The organism is Thiorhodovibrio winogradskyi (genome assembly GCF_036208045.1).
Lineage (GTDB): Bacteria > Pseudomonadota > Gammaproteobacteria > Chromatiales > Chromatiaceae > Thiorhodovibrio > Thiorhodovibrio winogradskyi.
Genome location: NZ_CP121472.1, coordinates 2,886,065 through 2,902,061, shown reverse-complemented (window position 1 = coordinate 2,902,061; position 15,997 = coordinate 2,886,065). Strand labels below are relative to the sequence as shown.

Sequence of the window (15,997 nt, the reverse complement as noted above, 5' to 3'; positions counted from 1 at the left end):
ATCAGGCGACCGCTGGGGGGGGGCGCGTGGATGCGCACAGCCACGGCGCCTTGCCTTAAGCGAAGATTATGGTTTTTGACCTTCCTGCCACAAAGCGAGTCAGAATCGCTTTGGGATCACTGCGGATGACTTTGTCGATTACCATCTGATGGGTCTCGTGTAGATCAGTTTTCGCCAGTGATGTGAGGGGTATATCTTGCATCAGTTCGCTTGATCGGCGACGAGTTGGCGAACTTCGTCCTCGCTCAAGCCGGTGCAAAGTGCAATGGTGGCAATGTCGAGCTGGGCCTTTTGCAGAAGGGCTAGTGCGGTTTGTTGGCGAGCAATCTTCTCGCCCTCCCTCCGCGCGGCATTCAGCATCGTCACCTCGTCACTCAGCGCCCTGTCGCGCGCCTCGGCCCAATAGCGGTCCTCCTCAACGGCGCTCATGGCACGCAGCTTCGCATGGGCTTTCTGAACTGGGGAATGGGAAAGATTGTTCATCGTCAGATGTAGACCTTCGATGTAGCTCACGAGGCTTTGCACGTTCTGGAACGGGCTATTGCGCTGCGACGTGGCGCGGTCATTGCTGAGGGAGACTTGGTGGCCTTCATTCTGCAGGGATTCCTCGATGTTTCGAGTCCCTGAAGATTCTCGAAGGATCGCGCGGGCACGGAACTCGGGCGTATGGCCGCACTTACCAAAACGCCATTATCTAAGGATCAAGCGCCTAGCTTTCTAAAAGCCACCATGTTGGTGGTACCCATTTCGTTATTGGCGTCGCCGGCATCGATCATCTTGCTCTGTCGTCGGCAGATGCGAGTCTCGTTACTATCTTGATCAGCCTTATCCAATCGCCTCGATTCTGTCAGGGTAGATTCGCACCAGTCGATTGTTTTCGATGAGTGCAACAGCTTGCGGCCAGAGTTTTGTCATTAATGAATGAAAATCATGCATCCGCATATTCCCTAGCCGAATATGAATGACCCGCGGTGGAGGCAAGCTGATCATGATCCGGTCGGAGAGGTCAGCATCCTTCGATACAATAGTCAAATTGTGCTGTTGGGCGTAATCCCAAATTTGGGTATCGGTCCAGTTCTCACCAATGTCGCGCATGTGCAAGCAATTATCCCCCGACCAGATGGAAAAGCGATACGGAAGATTGACGTCAATCAGGAAGCGTTGCATCAGGCGACATTTTGCAGCTGGTAGCGATGTGTCATCAAATTGGTGGCAAAGCGCAAGCAAGCATCGATATCCGCTGGTTCGAGCGATGGATATTGAGAAAGGATCTCTTCTCGGGCTTCTCCGGCGCTGAGGTAATCGAGAATGGTCTCGGCCGTGATGCGCAGCCCGCGGATCGTCGGGTGGCCATTACAGATGTCAGGATGGATGGTGATTCGACCATCAAGGTATTCAAGCGGGGCAACTTGATTCGTCTTTTTGTCCATAAATTTTGTCTTAAACTGAAGAATTAGAGTTCGAGTGGGTTGCGGTGATATCTTCTGGTGACATCTATGGCGTAGAAAGATCCCTCACGGGTTCAACTGCAGCTCCGGATGAAGTCCGGCGCGCGTTGCCAAGGTTAGGAGCATATCCAGGCTAAAATCTTCCAATTTGCCTTTGACCAGACGGGACACCCTAGGCTGGGTTATCCCCAGGTGACGCGCGGCCTCCGCTTGTGTCCAACCCTTGGCCTTTAATTGCTGTGCCGTGCGAATCATGAGTTCGGTGCGCATTTTCATCACCTCCGCCTCGGCTGGGTCGAAGCCGAGATCAGCAAAGACGTTGCCACTGCTTTCGATAATGCGTGTATCGTCGTCTTTCATGGTGCTTCTTCAATTAGCTTGTAGCGTTTGGCGGCGAGGTCGATATCCGTTTTGCGGGTCTGTTGGGTCTTTTTCTGGAAGGCGTGCAGCACATAGATGGCGTCGGCGTGCTTGGCGACGTAGATTACCCGAAACGCGCCGGTGGCCCCATCAGTAGCGACGGTGGCGTCTTGCTGTTGCGTGAGGTCGAGGCACGCACGGGCATCCTGGCCGGGTTGGCGCAATGCTTCGTAGAAAACCGAAGGCGCTGACCGGGTGGCGTTTGCCCTCGGCATTGTTGCGTTGCAAAAGCTGCTGCCGAAGGATTTTACCGATGCTATCGCAACGCCGGTTTTTGAGGTGTTACGTAAGCGGGTTGCATTAGCATTTCGGTTTTTCTGAAACCTTATTCGTTATCTAACTTGCCCAAGTAGGCTAACGCCGCAAGCGTTTGAACCTTTCATTGTGCGTGGCCTGATCGGTCAGTAGAACCTTGCCGGGTACCTTGTAACTTGGCATGCGGTCGCGACAAAAGGCGAGCATGCGTTTTTTGAACTCCTTGAGGGGTTCGGGTTGGGAGAGCTTGACTTTCGCGATCACGATTTTGCCGGTAATCGGGTGAGTCTCGCCGAAAATAACTACGTCCTCGATATTGTCCATTTCTAGCAGGTGGCTTTCCACCTCGGCGGGGTAGACCTTGGCGCCGCCGACATTGATGATTTCGCTCTGGCGCCCGAGAATGCGAATCCAATCGCCATCTTGCTCGACCAGATCGCCAGTGTCGAGATAGCCTTCGGCATCGAAGGGGGAGGGGGCGTTGATGTAACCCAGCATGGCCGAGTCGGATTTGATCCAGAGTGTTCCGTTGACGATCTTGGTGTGAAATTCCTTCCCGCCAACCTTCATCCACTTGGAACGGAGGATGCCGAGCTCAGACAAGCCGTAGGTTTGTTGCAACTGGCAGTGCGGGAAGATCGCGTTGAGCTTTTTGAGCGTGCTGGCCTGCATGGGCTCAGTGCCGTAGGTCATCAGCTTGAGGGAGGAGAGAGCGAACCTTTCGTCAGCGCGCGACAAGATGAGCAGGTTGAGAAAGGTCGGTGAGGTCGGCAGGAGTTCGACCTGAAAGCGCTCGATTGCTGCGCAGACCTGTTCTGGCGTTCGGCCATCGGCGACGATCAGGGTGCCCTGGTTGGCGCAGGTGTAAAGCAGGGAGTTGACGCCGCCGATGTGGTCCAGTTGCAGGAAAATGAGCATGCGCAGGGCTTTGCGTGGCGTGTGGAATTTCGCCATCAGCTTGTCGAGATTCTGGACAATGGCCTTGCTTCTGCCTGTTAAGCCGGAGGAGAACAGCACCAGCCCGGGGGACTGGTGCTGACGGAGCTGATCGTAGAGTGGGTGATCGGCATGGCGGCCGGTGCGGGTCAGGACATAGCCCTCATTGACGATCGAAACATCGTATTCGGACATCGCAATGTCGCGAAATTCTTGAAAGTGCTGATGGGAGTCCGATGACAGGGGAACGGCGATGGCGCGATTGGCGGCCAGGGCGAAAAATAACGCAATGGCCGCAGGTGAATAATCCCCATCAAAGGATACGACGGCGCCGGCCGGGATCTCCTGCTGGCGCAGCCAGGCGAGGGCCTCGTCGGTCTTCTGGCTCAGGTCCCGATAGCTTGTCGACTGACCGCGGAAGACAATCGCCTCCCGCTCGCCCGCCTGCCGCATGGTGTCGAGAAAGAATCCGATCATGCGCAGAACCCTCCCAGGTAGAGCTTTTGCCCAGTGATCTGGCGGCTGTTGGGGCTGAGGAAAAATTCAATCACATGGATGACATCAGCGGCTGTGGCCATTTGTTTGACGCTTTGCTGCTGGAGCAGTGCATCGATTTTTGCCTTGGGTACATTGCGAATCAGTGCCGTGTCGATGGGTGATGGCCCGATGGCATTGCAGGTGATGCCGAAGGGCGCGTATTCCTTGCTGAGAACCTGGGTTAGGGTCTCGATGGCGCTTTTGCTTGCGGCGTAGATGGATTCGCCCTCAAGCTTGAGCGGGACGGCGATGGTAGAGAAGTTGACGATTCTAGGGTTCTGGGATTTCTTCAGCAGGCGCAGCGCTTTTTGGCAGAACAAAAAGGTGCCCAGGATATTGGTGTTGAGAATCCGTGCCGCAGTGCTCGCGGGGGTTAGCGCGAATGCGTTCATGCTGGCGATGCCGGCGTTGTTGATCAGGGCATCGAGGTGGCTGTGCTGGCGCTTGAGACCGGAAAACAGGCGGGTAACCTCCGCTTCTGAGGTGATGTCGACCCGGTGGTGCTGGTACTGGGGGTGCTCAATGGCGCCTTCGCTGCGCGCGCAGCCAATGACAGTGTCGCCCTGGGCGAGGAAATGCTCGCTCAACGCTTGGCCGAGGCCCCGGCTGGTGCCGGTGATGAGAATGGTTCTCGCGCCCATGCCTTAGTCCTTGGGCAGCAGACCTTCGATGTAGCTCACCAGGCTTTGCACGTTCTGGAATGGGCTGTTGCGCTGCGACATGGCGCGGTCATCGCTGAGGGAGACTTGGTGGCCTTCATTCTCCAGGGATTCCTCGATGTCGAGCAGCAGTCCCACCAGCCCCATGGAATCGAGGTAACCGCCGGGGCCAAAAAGCTCGGTGGAGGCGGCCACTGGAATCTGCTCGTTATCCTGTCTCAGATTGTTGACCATCTCGATGGCGTTGAAGACGATTTGCTGTATTTTTGTTGTTTGCATTGTGATTCATGTGGCCGGTATTCGTGGGGGTATTTCAAAAAACTTCGCCATGGGGCGGGCATTGGGCGTGAAAGGCAGATGGATCACTGCTTGGCGGCGGTGCGTAAGGCGGCTAACCAAGCGTCCGTGTCGGCGCAGAGGATGAATTCGTCTGCCAACTCCTCAAGCCGATCCGCAGCAGTGATGGTTTCCAATAGCGCTCTGGCGTGTTCCGCCGCTGCCTCGCCGAAGCGACGGTGAGTCAGGCGCAGCAGCGTGCGGCGGGTGCTTGCGATAGCGCCTTGCTCTCGACCTTCCTCGCGTCCTTGCTCTCGACCTTCCTCGCGTCCTTCCCTGCGCGCCGCATTTAGCATCGTGACCTCATCGCTCAATGCCCTGGCGCGCGATTCCGCCCAATAGCGTTCTTCTTCATCGGCGCTCATGGCGCGCAGCTTGGCTCGGGCTTTCTGGATGGGGGGATGGGCTAGGTTGTTCATCACATCGTCCTCGTTCCAATGTTCGAAATAGGCGATCCAGGCGGAGAGACGCTCTGGCAGTTGGCCGAGCCGGTCGGCTTTGCGTAGTTCGACAATGTTCAGCTCCATGATGTGCCCGAGACTGCGGGCATTCTGGTGGTCGTAGGTGTCGAAGCGCCAGAGGGCATTGTCTTGGTCGCCGGGCTCCTCTTGGAAGAGGTCGAAGTCGAGCAGGTGAATGCCGATGACCGGCTGGGCTTCCTGATAGTCGTTGCCGGCGTCTAGTTGCTCGCTGTAGAGGCGCGCGAGATACATCATGGCGCGACTGGCCCAGAACGGGAAGCGGCGCACCTGGATCTCGATATTATAGCGTCGCCCCTGTTCGTCGATGCCTCTGAGGTCGAGAACCAGGCGCTTGCCCTGGATGCGCTCTGGCGTCAGGCGGGCATCAAGGAGGGTGATCTCGGTGATTGGTGGCTGGTCTGCGCGCACGGCGTTGATCAGATCGATCAGCAGTTCCGGGTCTTCGGAGAAGATGCGGAAGAAGACATAGTCGTTTTTCGGATCAAGCAGATCGTTGGTCTTGGTCACGGCGAGGGTCGGTCAGCTTGGGTTCGGCGGTCAGTATTGATGGGGCAGTCCTTTTAAGGCGGCAAAATATGTCCGCTTGCAATCCCTTGATTTTGCTTCAAAGTGGTTTCGCGAAATCGCTGGGTTCGAGGATTGCCAGGATCACCTGATCTTGCAAATATTTGATCTTAAATGTTTTTTGCACCTTAAAAGGGCTGATCAATATACCTCAGGGGCAGAAGCAGGACATTCTTTATGGCTGAAGTCTCAAAACCCAGTTTTTTCCTCTTCGTGAATGAGTTCCGCGATGCTCGTCATGGGTTTCTCTCGTCGTCTTGATTTCTTTGAAACTAAAGACTAATCCAAGGCCGAATACGCGCCCCAAGGGCGATGGTAAGCGGAACGGGCAGAGAGCGCCAGACCGTCTCGGCGCTTCGTCGCAGCAAAGCTCCCGCCGTGCGGGTTTGCACTGGCTGCGGATCAAGCGCACTTAGCCTTTCGATGCCTTGCGCGGATCGGACGACCTTGCTCCATGCGAGGGGGACGGGACGCGCGCCCCATTGGGTTTTGAAGCGATAAGTACCCTCGCCGAACCCGGAGCGACCAAAATCGAAATGCTGGACGCCGCGTTCAATCACCGCCTCTAGGAGTGCCCAGTAAAGCAGCATGTTGGGTGCCAGGTGGTTGTAGTCTCTCAGTGTTGATGCCCAGGGGATGGCCGCACGCTGGCCAGCGAGGAGCACTATGCCACCACCGATGATGATGTCATTATGCTGCACAAGCCCAATCAGACAGTCGTTGCCATAGTGGCGGGCGATGGCAGCGAACCAGCGTCGGCTATGGGTGGGGGAGCCAAGATCGCGCATATTGCGCGCAAATACCGGGTAGAAGGCTTGAATGCGCTCAATCGAGCTACCCACGCTTGCGGTGAGGCCGTTTTTGCGGGCCTTATTGATCTGGCTACGGTGTTTGCTTTTGAAGCCGGCAAAGAGGTCTTCCGCACGATGCGGCAAGTCCAGTAGTAGACGGACTTTTTGCCCCGGGCTTAGGTTCTCAATCGCGTGGTCGTCAAGTGCTGTGTCATTGCCTTGCGTCGCGCGCACTTCGAGTGGGCCAGATTCGTCCTCCAGCAATCGGGTGGTGAGCGCGATGGCGATGTCAGTGTCATTAGCCAAGGGTTCGCCGCGATCACAGTAGGGCAAGGCACATAATTGGCCACGACCCAATGGATGCGGCAATCGTGCGGCTGGGTGAATGCCGATGATGCCGTGCTGGGGGTGTTCCGCAAGAGAGTACGCTGTGGTAAGGCCGTACCCGTCTTCAAGCGCCAACTTCCAGGCCCAGCGATGGTAGGGCGTGCCAAGTGGGTGGTCGATGACATAGACATCCCAGCGCTCGGCATCTGCAGCCGTTGCGGGTCGCAGGGTAGACATCCCGTCGGATCCGGTTGCGAGGAGGGTGGCGGTGACCGGCGCGGACATGGGTTTGAAAAAATCCTGGAGGAAATATCTTAAGGGTGAGCTTATGACGATACTTGATGTGCGGTCAATGCTGGAGCAAAGTTTGTCGGGACGCATGCGCGTTACGACATGATCGATGTGGAGGCTGTCAATGAATATTAAGCCGATTCGTAATGTGGGAGGATAAGTCGATGATTTTGGAATTGGATTGAGGCGAGAAACGTGGCGTGGTTTGGTCATCAGGCGTCGCTCATGTACTCCTGCCACCATAGCTGGAACATGAGCAGACTCCAAAGGACAGCACCGTGGTCATGGGTGCGGGCCTGGTGCTGGGTCCATAGCTCCCTGATACGCTCAACCTTGAAGTAGCCTGGGAGACCGTCCTTGGCCTTGAGGAGCTTTTCCTCCGCGAGGTTGCGCAATTCGTCGCGAAACCAGTCTGCCAGTGGCGGGGAGAAGCCCATCTTGCGTCGGTCTAGAATGGCGTTGGGTAGGGATGGCTTAAAGACGGCTTTGAGAATGCGCTTTTTCTCACCGTCGCGAAACTTCAGGGCTGACGGCAGATGCGCGGCAAATTCCACCAGCTCATAGTCCAGCAGTGGCGCGCGCACTTCCAAAGCGTGTGCCATGCTCATGCGATCGACCTTGACTAGAATGTCGCCCGGCAGGAAGGTTTTGATGTCGGTGTAGAGAATGCGTGAGAGGTGGTCTGTGCCATCGCAGCGCCGGTAGGTGTCGAGGACGATGGCACTCGGGTGGTAGTCGGAAAGGCGTTCTTGAGTGTCCTCGCTTGCGATGCGCTGCCACTGCGCATCGGTGATTTGCGCGTTGGAGAGGTAAAACCCCATGGCTGCTTCCGTGGCTAAAGCCGACAGAAGCGTGCCTGCGCGCCGCAGGAGTCCGAAGGGTGAGCGGTGCAGTAGTGTGGCGATTGGGTGCAGTAGATTGTGGCGGATGAATGCCGGTACGCGCTCGCGCCAGCGGTTTTCGATCGCATCGATGGCGTATTTTTCATAGCCGGCGAAGACTTCATCGCCGCCGTCGCCGGCTAGGGCGACAGTCACCTGCTGCCTGGCGAGCTTTGAGACAAAGTAGGTGGGTACCAGGGAAGGATCAGCAAAGGGTTCATCGAAATAGCGTGCGATCTCGAGCAGGTTCTCAGCGACACGCTCCTTTACCACGTACTCGTGGTGATTGGTCGCGTATTTTTCGGCGACAATACGCGCAAATTCTGTCTCATTAAAGCGTTTTTCATCGAAGCCGATGGAGCAGGTCGTGACGGGATGCTCGCTGAGCTGGGACATGGTGGCGACGATGCCACTGGAGTCAACACCGCCGGATAGGAACGCGCCGAGGGGTACGTCAGCGACCATGCGTCGGCGCGTGGCTTTTTGGATATGCTTGCCCAACAGCTTGGTTGCCTGGTCTTCTTCAGTGGCGTTGGCCAGGAAGGAAAGATCCCAGTACTGTGCTTTGCGTTGGCCACCGGCAGTGATTTCCAGCCAGTGACCGGGCTCGAGCTTGAAGACTCCTTCGAAGATAGTTTTTGGGTCTGGAATATATTGGTAGGAAAAATAATCACGCAGCGCGTCGATTCGGATCTCGCGTTGAACCAAGCCTGCGGCGAGCAAGGCCTTGAGTTCGGAGGCAAAGGCGATGTCGCCGTTGATGCTACTGTAGTAGAGTGGTTTCTTGCCGATGCGGTCGCGCGCCAGGAATAAGGTCTCCGCCTCCTGGTCCCAGAGTGCGAACGCGAACATGCCGTTGAGATCAGCAAGACAATCGCGCCCCTTGCGGGCGTAGAGTGCGAGGATCACTTCCGTATCCGTATGGGTGCGAAATGGGTAGCCTGTGTTGGCTAGAGCTTCTCGTAACTCAAGAAAGTTGTAGATCTCGCCATTAAAGACAATAGTGTAACGACTACAGTGGGAATGCATCGGCTGGTTGCCTGCCGCGGAGAGGTCAATGATTGACAGCCTGCGGTGATGTAATGCAATGGGCCCCTGAAGGTAACTTCCCTGAGCATCGGGTCCACGGTGCCTGATCGCTTCTCCCATGCGTTCCAAGGTAGTTTCGTCGCCAAGGTCACAATGAAATCGGGTGAAGCCTGCGATTCCGCACATGCTAAAATTTTCCGCGTTAAGTGTTCTGCGAGTTAAAGGCGATGGGACGATTAATGAGTTGGAGCCAAGAATACGTCTTGGTCCAGAAGGAGCTTGAATTGATTAAGTCTGGCTCTTGCGGTAGCAACCTCGTCTCTAATTTCTGTAGCAAGGGTTATCATGGATGCGTCATCTCGCTGGCTGAGAAATTTGTTAGCTAATTGCCGAAGTTTTGCCTCAGTGGAATTGGCGACTGCTTGATCACCTACTCGGTACCAACTCCAGACCAATATCTTTTGGCCCCCTTTTTGAATTTCAGTTTCCTGAACTTGATGGTTTCCATCATGGCTTGTTCTGCTCGCGATAATTTTCCAATCGCCTCCATAAGGATCTGACAGTCGGTTAAGAGAGGAAACGGCTTCGGCACCATCGCGCTGATAGCGGAAGTAACCAATATCAAGCCGCAATGTCTCCTTGCCGTTGTCATGTTCGTAGCCTTGGTTCAAATGTCTGTCTGGATTGTTAAAAATAGGCGCCCAGTCAAACCCAAGGCTATCTCGCTTGTGCCAGTCCCCGAATTGGTCCACGACTTCGACATAAGCGGGCTTGAACTCGTCAGCAGGGGGGTCCATGAGGTACGCGGTAAACAACTTGGTTACAGTGAGCAGCGTGGCTAGCATGATCACTGGAACCAAGGCATTTTTTGGCAGGCTAGTGGGGGAGTTGGAAAGAGGCTTGCCGTTAGACACTGGGAGTTCTGGTTGCGGGTCTCGCCAAATTCCACCGATATAGAACATCAGAAAAATCACGATACCGAAAAAGACCCATCCATAGAGCAGATGATCCGCGCCGACGGCATATTTCATGCCGCTAAAGTGTCCAATCATTACGATCATGTAGGCACGCAAGCCGTTGGCAAGAATAGGGATCGCGCAGGCAAAGAGAAAAAAGATAATCCTTTTATAGAGTTTTTGATAAACCATGTAGGCGTAAATGGTACCCAGAGCGAGAGAGGCAATGAGATAGCGTACGCCACTACACTCTTCAACCACCGACCAGTTACCGGAAGGTAAAGTGAAATAAAGCCCATCTTGATAGACAGGAACACCAGATAGCCTGATCAAGGCAACTGTAAAATCGGCGGTAAAGTCCATTAATGGGGGAATGAGTTCCTGCCCCAGTGGGACAGCGAACAGTAAATAGCAGAGAGGAAACAAGACCGCACGCAGAATATTCCATCCCAGCAAGGTCCAGACAGTGAGCGGAATCAGGGTGATCAGGGCTAGTTGTTGGACGACTTTGATGTCCACAAGTGCGCCGAGTGTCCATATTGCTAGCACAGGAATCGCCAATACCAGTGCCAATGGATTTGAAGTCAGCGTTATTTGATTTATCTGTGTCCGATCTTGCCAGATCAACCATAAAGAAATCGGGAAAACGAGAAACCCATGAGTAAAGGTTTCGTTGACGGCCCAAACTTTGACCATGGACCATGTGGTGTCGGGGAAAACCGCGGGTATTAGGAGTATCAGCCCCATTAAGAGCCATGTATTATTAAATTTGTTCATGGGAATTTTTTAAGGCAGTAATGATGGTGGCTTTCAAATTGCGCGCTAGATTTTCAAGCCAAAAAACCACTCTTGGCCGTTGAATGAGCACCATGTCGAGTTGTTGGGTAAAGCTGCCGAGTTGTAACTTATACTGGCTATGGCCACCCATGAAATCGTAAACACGTATTCCCTGCGCAATAAAATGTTGTATGGCCAAGGAATGTGACAATAAACCTGGTTTTAGCTTTGGATCCTTCCCGTAATTGAGGCCTTGAAGGTAGAAATAAGCTATCTTTGAGTCGAGCAAAAAGTATAGGACGCCAATTAACTGATCGCCAGCACTGATGCGCATCAATCGTGTTTGCTTGGATGCATGTGTTGCGCGAATGAGGCGTTCGTGAAATTGTACGAATTCCGTATTTTTAAAGCCGCTATCGGGCCAGCGTGTTTTGTGGTGTTGCCCAGCTAAATGAAAAAAGTCTATGGCCATGGTTTGAGTGTCAGCAATTTCAAGAGAAAGACTTCCGTGCGCTTGTTCGTAAATACGTGCGGATTTATTAATTTGGTAGCGAGTATTCGTTGACAGAGTGGGTAGGAATCGGGCAGGATCGCGCTCGAATTGATGTAAGCTTATGCCATAGGCTGGTGAGTTGAGAGGTCTGCGGATATGAGGATAATATGGATCAAGTTGGATGGAGCGTGCACGCGGCATCATTGAAATAATCATTTCGTCCCAATCTGGCAGGGTCTCAAGCTTTAGCAAGCAGGCAGTTACGGCGGCATGGCGGTGTGTGCGGGCGGCCAGAAAGTCGTTGTACTCAATCCATATCTGGTCCTGGCTGGGGATTCCAGTTTGGTGGAGTCTGAGTTGCCTGGAGCGGATGAGGTTGCGACGTGTGATATGAGACAATGTGAGCAGGCCAATACAGACCGGGGTCTCTTGAAAATAGGCCGTAACCTGCAGAAAATGGGGTTTATAGGTGTCAAGCCAGCAGGAAATCCAGGTCCAAGTTAGAAAAAAGGGAATATCTTCAACGGTTTTCTGAATTGATAACCAGGTATGCTCAAGTTGATCAAGTTCGTCAGGTTCTGATAGGTGTACGCGATACAAGCTGGGCTGTTCCATTATCGCAAGTTTGCCTCGAGTTTGGGCTTGCTCGGAAACATCTGTTCGGTTCAGTGTACGAAATAGGGGCAGATTGTCAAGTGGAAATTATTAAGGCGATTGCCGTGACTCTGTGCTCGCCGCTGGTGCTTGCAAGTTTTTTTTTATTGATAGGATTTCTTGCCAGCCTTAGAAAACTAATACGAGTAAAAGCATTTAGCTATGGATTCAGTGTCACTGTGCTGCTTGTCTGCTCTCAGCCGTATTTTGCCGAGTTGCTGTTGTATCCCTTGGAGCATCTGAATCGGGACCAACCGAAACTTGAAAATGCAACCTCATTGATTTATCCATTGGCCTGCTTCTATAACGGGAAAGGCAAGGTACCCGAGATTAGTCGCTGGGCGGAGTGTTCCTTGCAGCGACTCACTGCCGCAGCTCGGCTTTACCATGAGTACGGCGGTCAGATTCTGGTCACTGGCGGGAAGAACAGATTTCACGAGACTGTGAGTTATGCGAAGAAAGCGAGAGAGTTGTTATGTTCACTAGGCGTAAATGAACAAGATATTTTTGTGATTGAGCATGGAGGGACGACTGCTGTTGAGATCGCAAGTGCAGCTGAGCATTTGGAAAGCCAACCAGTACTGATTATATCGTCAGCGACACATATTCGGCGACTTGCGCTGTTGACGGGCGAACGCGAGACGATCTCATTTTATCCAGTGGATTATTTAACTCTCGGCGATCTTACACCCAGGATCGAACTACCATCAATTTTCGCTCTCGAGGCTTCTCGACGGGCGTTCTATGAATATATGGCCTTTACCAAGGATTATTTTATGACTATGCGCAAGCTAAGTTCAAGCCAGAAATGATCTTACCGTTTTTTACGGATGATGCGTTGCGGGGCTATAACGTTCGGCACTTTAAGGGGGGTGAGCTGTTGGTGAGTGTAAAAGTCTTGCATGTTACCTACGATATGGGTATCGGCGGAACCGAGATGGTGATAAAGAATATTATCGAGGGCTTCGCGGGCAGCTATCCTGATGTCGATTTTTCATTGTTTTGTATCGAAAAACCCTTGGGGCCTTGGGGGCAAGAACTTGAGAATAAAGGGATTCCAATCCATAGCTATTCCCGCCGGCAAGGCTTCGACTGGTCATTAATCTGGGCGATCCGGAGAGTAGTTAGAGAACAAAAAATCGATATCCTGCATTGTCATCAATATACACCATGGGTATATGGATTGCTGGCATCTTTCTGGACTCGAGCAAAGGTGATTTTTACCGAGCATGGTCGATTTTACCCTGACGCGAGCAGTTGGAAGAGACGCATGCTTAATCCTTGGTTTTCCAGGTTGACTGATGCGACCACGGCGATCTCCCGTGCGACCAAGCAAGCATTGGTTGATTACGAAGCGATCAAACCCTCGGCGATCTCTATCATTTACAACGGTATTGTCCCGTTAAGGCCTGATTTGGCTAAGGTTGCCAAAATACGCTCGGATATCGGTGTTGCTGATAACCATGTGTTGTTTGGGACCGTAGCGCGGTTTGATCCCATCAAGAATCAGGTCATGATGCTAAGAGCCTTTGCCAGAGTGGCCGCGCGACACCCTGGCGCCTGGTTGCTTATGGTAGGGGATGGGGTAGAGCGCGTGCGCTTGCAAGCACTTTGCCAGCAGTTGGAGATAGGGGAACGCGTATTTTTTAGTGGTTATATAAGCAATCCTGTCAATCACCTCGGCGCAATGGATGTATTCTTGCTGTCATCCTTGAGTGAGGGGACATCCATGACGCTGTTGGAAGCAATGAGCCTTGGTAAGCCATGTATTGTGACTGATTCAGGCGGGAATCCGGAAATTATAGTTCATGAAGACAATGGTTTAGTCACTTCAAATAACGATGAGGCGGCCTTTGCAGTGGCGATGGAGGCTTTGTTGGCTGATCCGGCTAAAAGTGCCTTCTATTCACGGCAAGCAAAAGAGCGTTTTACTAAAAATTTCGTAGTTGAAAATATGGTGAAGCAATATTTTACACTTTATCAAGGCCTGTTTCCATGAAGCTGGTCTGTGGCTATTTATTGGCTTGCCTACATATTAGCTGTCCCAGATCATGATAATGTGCGTGGGCCGATAGTCCGTTAACACTATTTAGCGATGGCGTTGTCTAGGAGTGGATGGAGTGAAAATACTTTATCTGGCGCATAGAGTGCCCTATCCGCCGAATAAAGGGGAAAAGCTGCGTACCTATCATCAGATCCGAAATTTGATTGAGAATGGGGCTGAGGTGACACTCCTTTGTCCAATTGAGAAGGACATTGAGGTTGCGTACTGTGAGCAACTTCAGCAAGAGCACGCCGAATGTAATGTGTACTATTTTAAAGTCGTACCGAAACTTTGTCGATATCTTCGTGCTCTGCTGCTTAATTCTTCTATCAGTGAGGCTTTTTTTTATTCCAACGCGTTATTGCAGAATTTGCGTGCGATACCTTTAAAGACTCCATTTGATGCGGTGATCTGTACTGCCTCGAGTATGGCGCCTTATGTTAAGAAAAGCCGCCGGACTTTGTCTGGAAAGACAAAAATAATAATGGATTTTATGGACTTGGATTCTAATAAATGGACGCAGTATGCTGCAAAATCTTCGTTTTGGATGCGCATGGTGTATGTGCGTGAAGCTCGGAAAGTGGCTGAACTTGAGAAACTGGTGGCGGTTTCTTTTGATACGGCATTCTTGGTGGCAGAACCTGAGACGCGCCTGTTCCTGACTTCCCAGCCAAATGCAAGCTGTCGGGTTTTGACTGTTGGCAACGGAATTGACCCGAGTGAGTTTCACCCGCCTTTAAAGCCGCCGAAGATATCGCCACCGCACTTGTTGTTTGCCGGGGTTATGGACTACGCACCCAATGTTGATGCTGTTATGTGGTTTTTCGAGCATGTTTGGCGATTGGTCATAGCACGCTGGCCAGAGTCTAAGTTCACTATTGCTGGCATGAATCCAACGCCGGCTATCCAGGCGTTGGGTGAAAATGATGGTATCGAGGTAACTGGCTATGTTACCGAAATCTTGCCCTATTTCCACCGTTCATCGCTGTTTGTGGCCCCTTTTCGCATGGCGCGAGGAATACAGAATAAGATACTGCAAGCCATGGCCTGTGGTTTGCCGGTGGTTACGACCTCAATGGGTGCGGATGGGATTGCTTATGATGATGGGCGAAACTTGTTTATTGCTGATACGGCGAGCAGTTTTTTTCAACGGATTGAATATTTAACCAATGATCCTTCTCATTATAATCAAGTGCGCCAAGAGGCGCTTATAACCATTAACCGGAATTACTCTTGGGCGGGACAGCTGAAACCTTTGCGCGAGTTGTTGGGGATTGACAAGGCTGTATAATGCCTCACCGAGATGTCATTTTCCTCCGCAAGGACAATGCGTTAGAATATTGATGAATTGCAGAAGTTTTTTCAATTGCTGGCCAGCCGGGTCGGGGATCCAAGCTGGCAGAGCCTTGGAGAAAGAGCATAAGCGATTGAAAAGATACTGGGAAATTGAACATACCGCAACAATTCACCATTCTGTGATCGGCACAACGAATAAGGTTCAGTAGAAAAGGTAGAAAAGGATAGAGTAGAGGGCAGGTTGTCATCACTCGCTTTAGCTCATCTGTTTTCCGCAGCGTTGGCGGTGCCTTATAGCCGAGGCGTAGCGATGACTCCCAGCCCTCCCTCATCAAACCGTGCATGCGATTTTCCCGCACACGGCTTTCCGATGCTCTTCACACCAAGGCATGCACCGTCTTCCAGCCGGGTACCTTTGGGAGCTTGTGCAGTCCATGGCGGTCATAGAGGTCGCGAGACGGAAATTTGGCATGGCCTGCCTTCCAGTTCTTGACCTTATGTCGCTTTCGCAAGTGGATTCGCAGCCGCTGTTCGGCGTGGTTTCTGACCTTACTCATCGCCAGACTGGAATTGCGGAAATGGAAGTAGCCCGCCCAGCCTCTCAGGCTGCGGTTGACACTCCCCACCACATCGTCCAGCGGGATACAGGTCAGTTCTCGTCGTGTTAAGTCCGTCACTTTTGCCATGATTTTTCCCACAGCTTTGTCCGACGGGCGCACGTTCGGGTACCATTTTCCGGTCTTGGCGCCTCGGCTCATCTGGAGCGTAAAGCCCAGAAAGTTGAAGCCCGATTCCTTGGCATCCACCACATGGGCCTGATC

Annotated in this window: 17 protein-coding genes; 3 read left to right on the top strand and 14 right to left on the bottom strand. The window is 52.7% G+C overall.

Features of this window, described 5'->3' with window-relative positions; genetic code table 11:
• Positions 1–201: 201 nt before the first annotated feature.
• From Thiowin_RS13145 to Thiowin_RS13085, 13 genes are all read right to left on the bottom strand, one after another.
• Complete coding sequence (locus Thiowin_RS13145) at positions 202–513, bottom strand: hypothetical protein (RefSeq protein ID WP_328983462.1); 312 nt, start codon at positions 511–513, stop codon at positions 202–204.
• Between the two features lie 312 nt (positions 514–825).
• Positions 826–1,167: a DUF5615 family PIN-like protein gene (locus tag Thiowin_RS13140; RefSeq protein WP_328983461.1), complete on the bottom strand. Its 342-nt coding sequence runs from the start codon at positions 1,165–1,167 to the stop codon at positions 826–828.
• Positions 1,167–1,430 carry a DUF433 domain-containing protein gene (locus Thiowin_RS13135; protein ID WP_328983460.1) on the bottom strand — a complete coding sequence of 88 codons (264 nt, stop codon included), beginning with the start codon at positions 1,428–1,430 and terminating at the stop codon, positions 1,167–1,169. Before Thiowin_RS13135 ends, Thiowin_RS13140 begins: the two co-directional genes overlap by 1 nt.
• Positions 1,431–1,514: 84 nt before the next feature.
• On the bottom strand, positions 1,515–1,808 hold the full coding sequence (locus Thiowin_RS13130) for a helix-turn-helix domain-containing protein (RefSeq protein ID WP_328983459.1): 294 nt from the start codon (positions 1,806–1,808) through the stop codon (positions 1,515–1,517).
• Positions 1,805–2,083 carry a type II toxin-antitoxin system RelE/ParE family toxin gene (locus Thiowin_RS13125; protein WP_328983458.1) on the bottom strand — a complete coding sequence of 93 codons (279 nt, stop codon included), beginning with the start codon at positions 2,081–2,083 and terminating at the stop codon, positions 1,805–1,807. Before Thiowin_RS13125 ends, Thiowin_RS13130 begins: the two co-directional genes overlap by 4 nt.
• A gap of 139 nt (positions 2,084–2,222) precedes the next feature.
• Positions 2,223–3,536, bottom strand: coding sequence for a class I adenylate-forming enzyme family protein (locus tag Thiowin_RS13120; protein WP_328983457.1), 1,314 nt, complete (start codon positions 3,534–3,536; stop codon positions 2,223–2,225).
• A complete protein-coding gene (locus tag Thiowin_RS13115) occupies positions 3,533–4,237 on the bottom strand; it encodes an SDR family NAD(P)-dependent oxidoreductase (protein ID WP_328983456.1) in 705 nt (234 codons plus the stop codon). The genes Thiowin_RS13120 and Thiowin_RS13115 overlap by 4 nt, the downstream gene beginning before the upstream one ends.
• A 3-nt stretch (positions 4,238–4,240) precedes the next feature.
• Entirely contained in the window at positions 4,241–4,534 is a 294-nt protein-coding gene (locus Thiowin_RS13110; protein WP_328983455.1) for a hypothetical protein, read from the bottom strand.
• A gap of 83 nt (positions 4,535–4,617) precedes the next feature.
• Complete coding sequence (locus Thiowin_RS13105; RefSeq protein ID WP_328983454.1) at positions 4,618–5,580, bottom strand: Rpn family recombination-promoting nuclease/putative transposase; 963 nt, start codon at positions 5,578–5,580, stop codon at positions 4,618–4,620.
• A gap of 329 nt (positions 5,581–5,909) precedes the next feature.
• On the bottom strand, positions 5,910–7,040 hold the full coding sequence (locus Thiowin_RS13100; RefSeq protein WP_328983453.1) for a GNAT family N-acetyltransferase: 1,131 nt from the start codon (positions 7,038–7,040) through the stop codon (positions 5,910–5,912).
• A 218-nt stretch (positions 7,041–7,258) separates the two neighbouring features.
• The gene (asnB, locus tag Thiowin_RS13095) at positions 7,259–9,142 is read right to left on the bottom strand and encodes an asparagine synthase (glutamine-hydrolyzing) (protein WP_328983452.1); all 1,884 of its coding nucleotides are present in this window, start codon (positions 9,140–9,142) and stop codon (positions 7,259–7,261) included.
• Between the two features lie 50 nt (positions 9,143–9,192).
• A complete protein-coding gene (xrtA, locus tag Thiowin_RS13090; protein WP_328983451.1) occupies positions 9,193–10,689 on the bottom strand; it encodes an exosortase A in 1,497 nt (498 codons plus the stop codon).
• A complete protein-coding gene (locus Thiowin_RS13085) occupies positions 10,676–11,797 on the bottom strand; it encodes a GNAT family N-acetyltransferase (RefSeq protein WP_328983450.1) in 1,122 nt (373 codons plus the stop codon). Before Thiowin_RS13085 ends, xrtA begins: the two co-directional genes overlap by 14 nt.
• Before the next feature lie 80 nt (positions 11,798–11,877).
• Between Thiowin_RS13085 and Thiowin_RS13080 the strand changes: the two genes are divergently transcribed.
• The 3 genes from Thiowin_RS13080 to Thiowin_RS13070 all read left to right on the top strand — a co-directional run bounded on the left by Thiowin_RS13080 (position 11,878) and on the right by Thiowin_RS13070 (position 15,171).
• Positions 11,878–12,648: a YdcF family protein gene (locus Thiowin_RS13080; RefSeq protein WP_328983449.1), complete on the top strand. Its 771-nt coding sequence runs from the start codon at positions 11,878–11,880 to the stop codon at positions 12,646–12,648.
• The gene (locus Thiowin_RS13075; protein ID WP_328983448.1) at positions 12,645–13,835 is read left to right on the top strand and encodes a glycosyltransferase; all 1,191 of its coding nucleotides are present in this window, start codon (positions 12,645–12,647) and stop codon (positions 13,833–13,835) included. Before Thiowin_RS13080 ends, Thiowin_RS13075 begins: the two co-directional genes overlap by 4 nt.
• A gap of 121 nt (positions 13,836–13,956) precedes the next feature.
• Entirely contained in the window at positions 13,957–15,171 is a 1,215-nt protein-coding gene (locus Thiowin_RS13070) for a TIGR03087 family PEP-CTERM/XrtA system glycosyltransferase (protein WP_328983447.1), read from the top strand.
• Between the two features lie 382 nt (positions 15,172–15,553).
• Here Thiowin_RS13070 and Thiowin_RS13065 read toward each other — a convergent pair whose 3' ends face one another.
• Complete coding sequence (locus Thiowin_RS13065; RefSeq protein WP_328983446.1) at positions 15,554–15,982, bottom strand: group II intron maturase-specific domain-containing protein; 429 nt, start codon at positions 15,980–15,982, stop codon at positions 15,554–15,556.
• Positions 15,983–15,997: the final 15 nt, after the last annotated feature.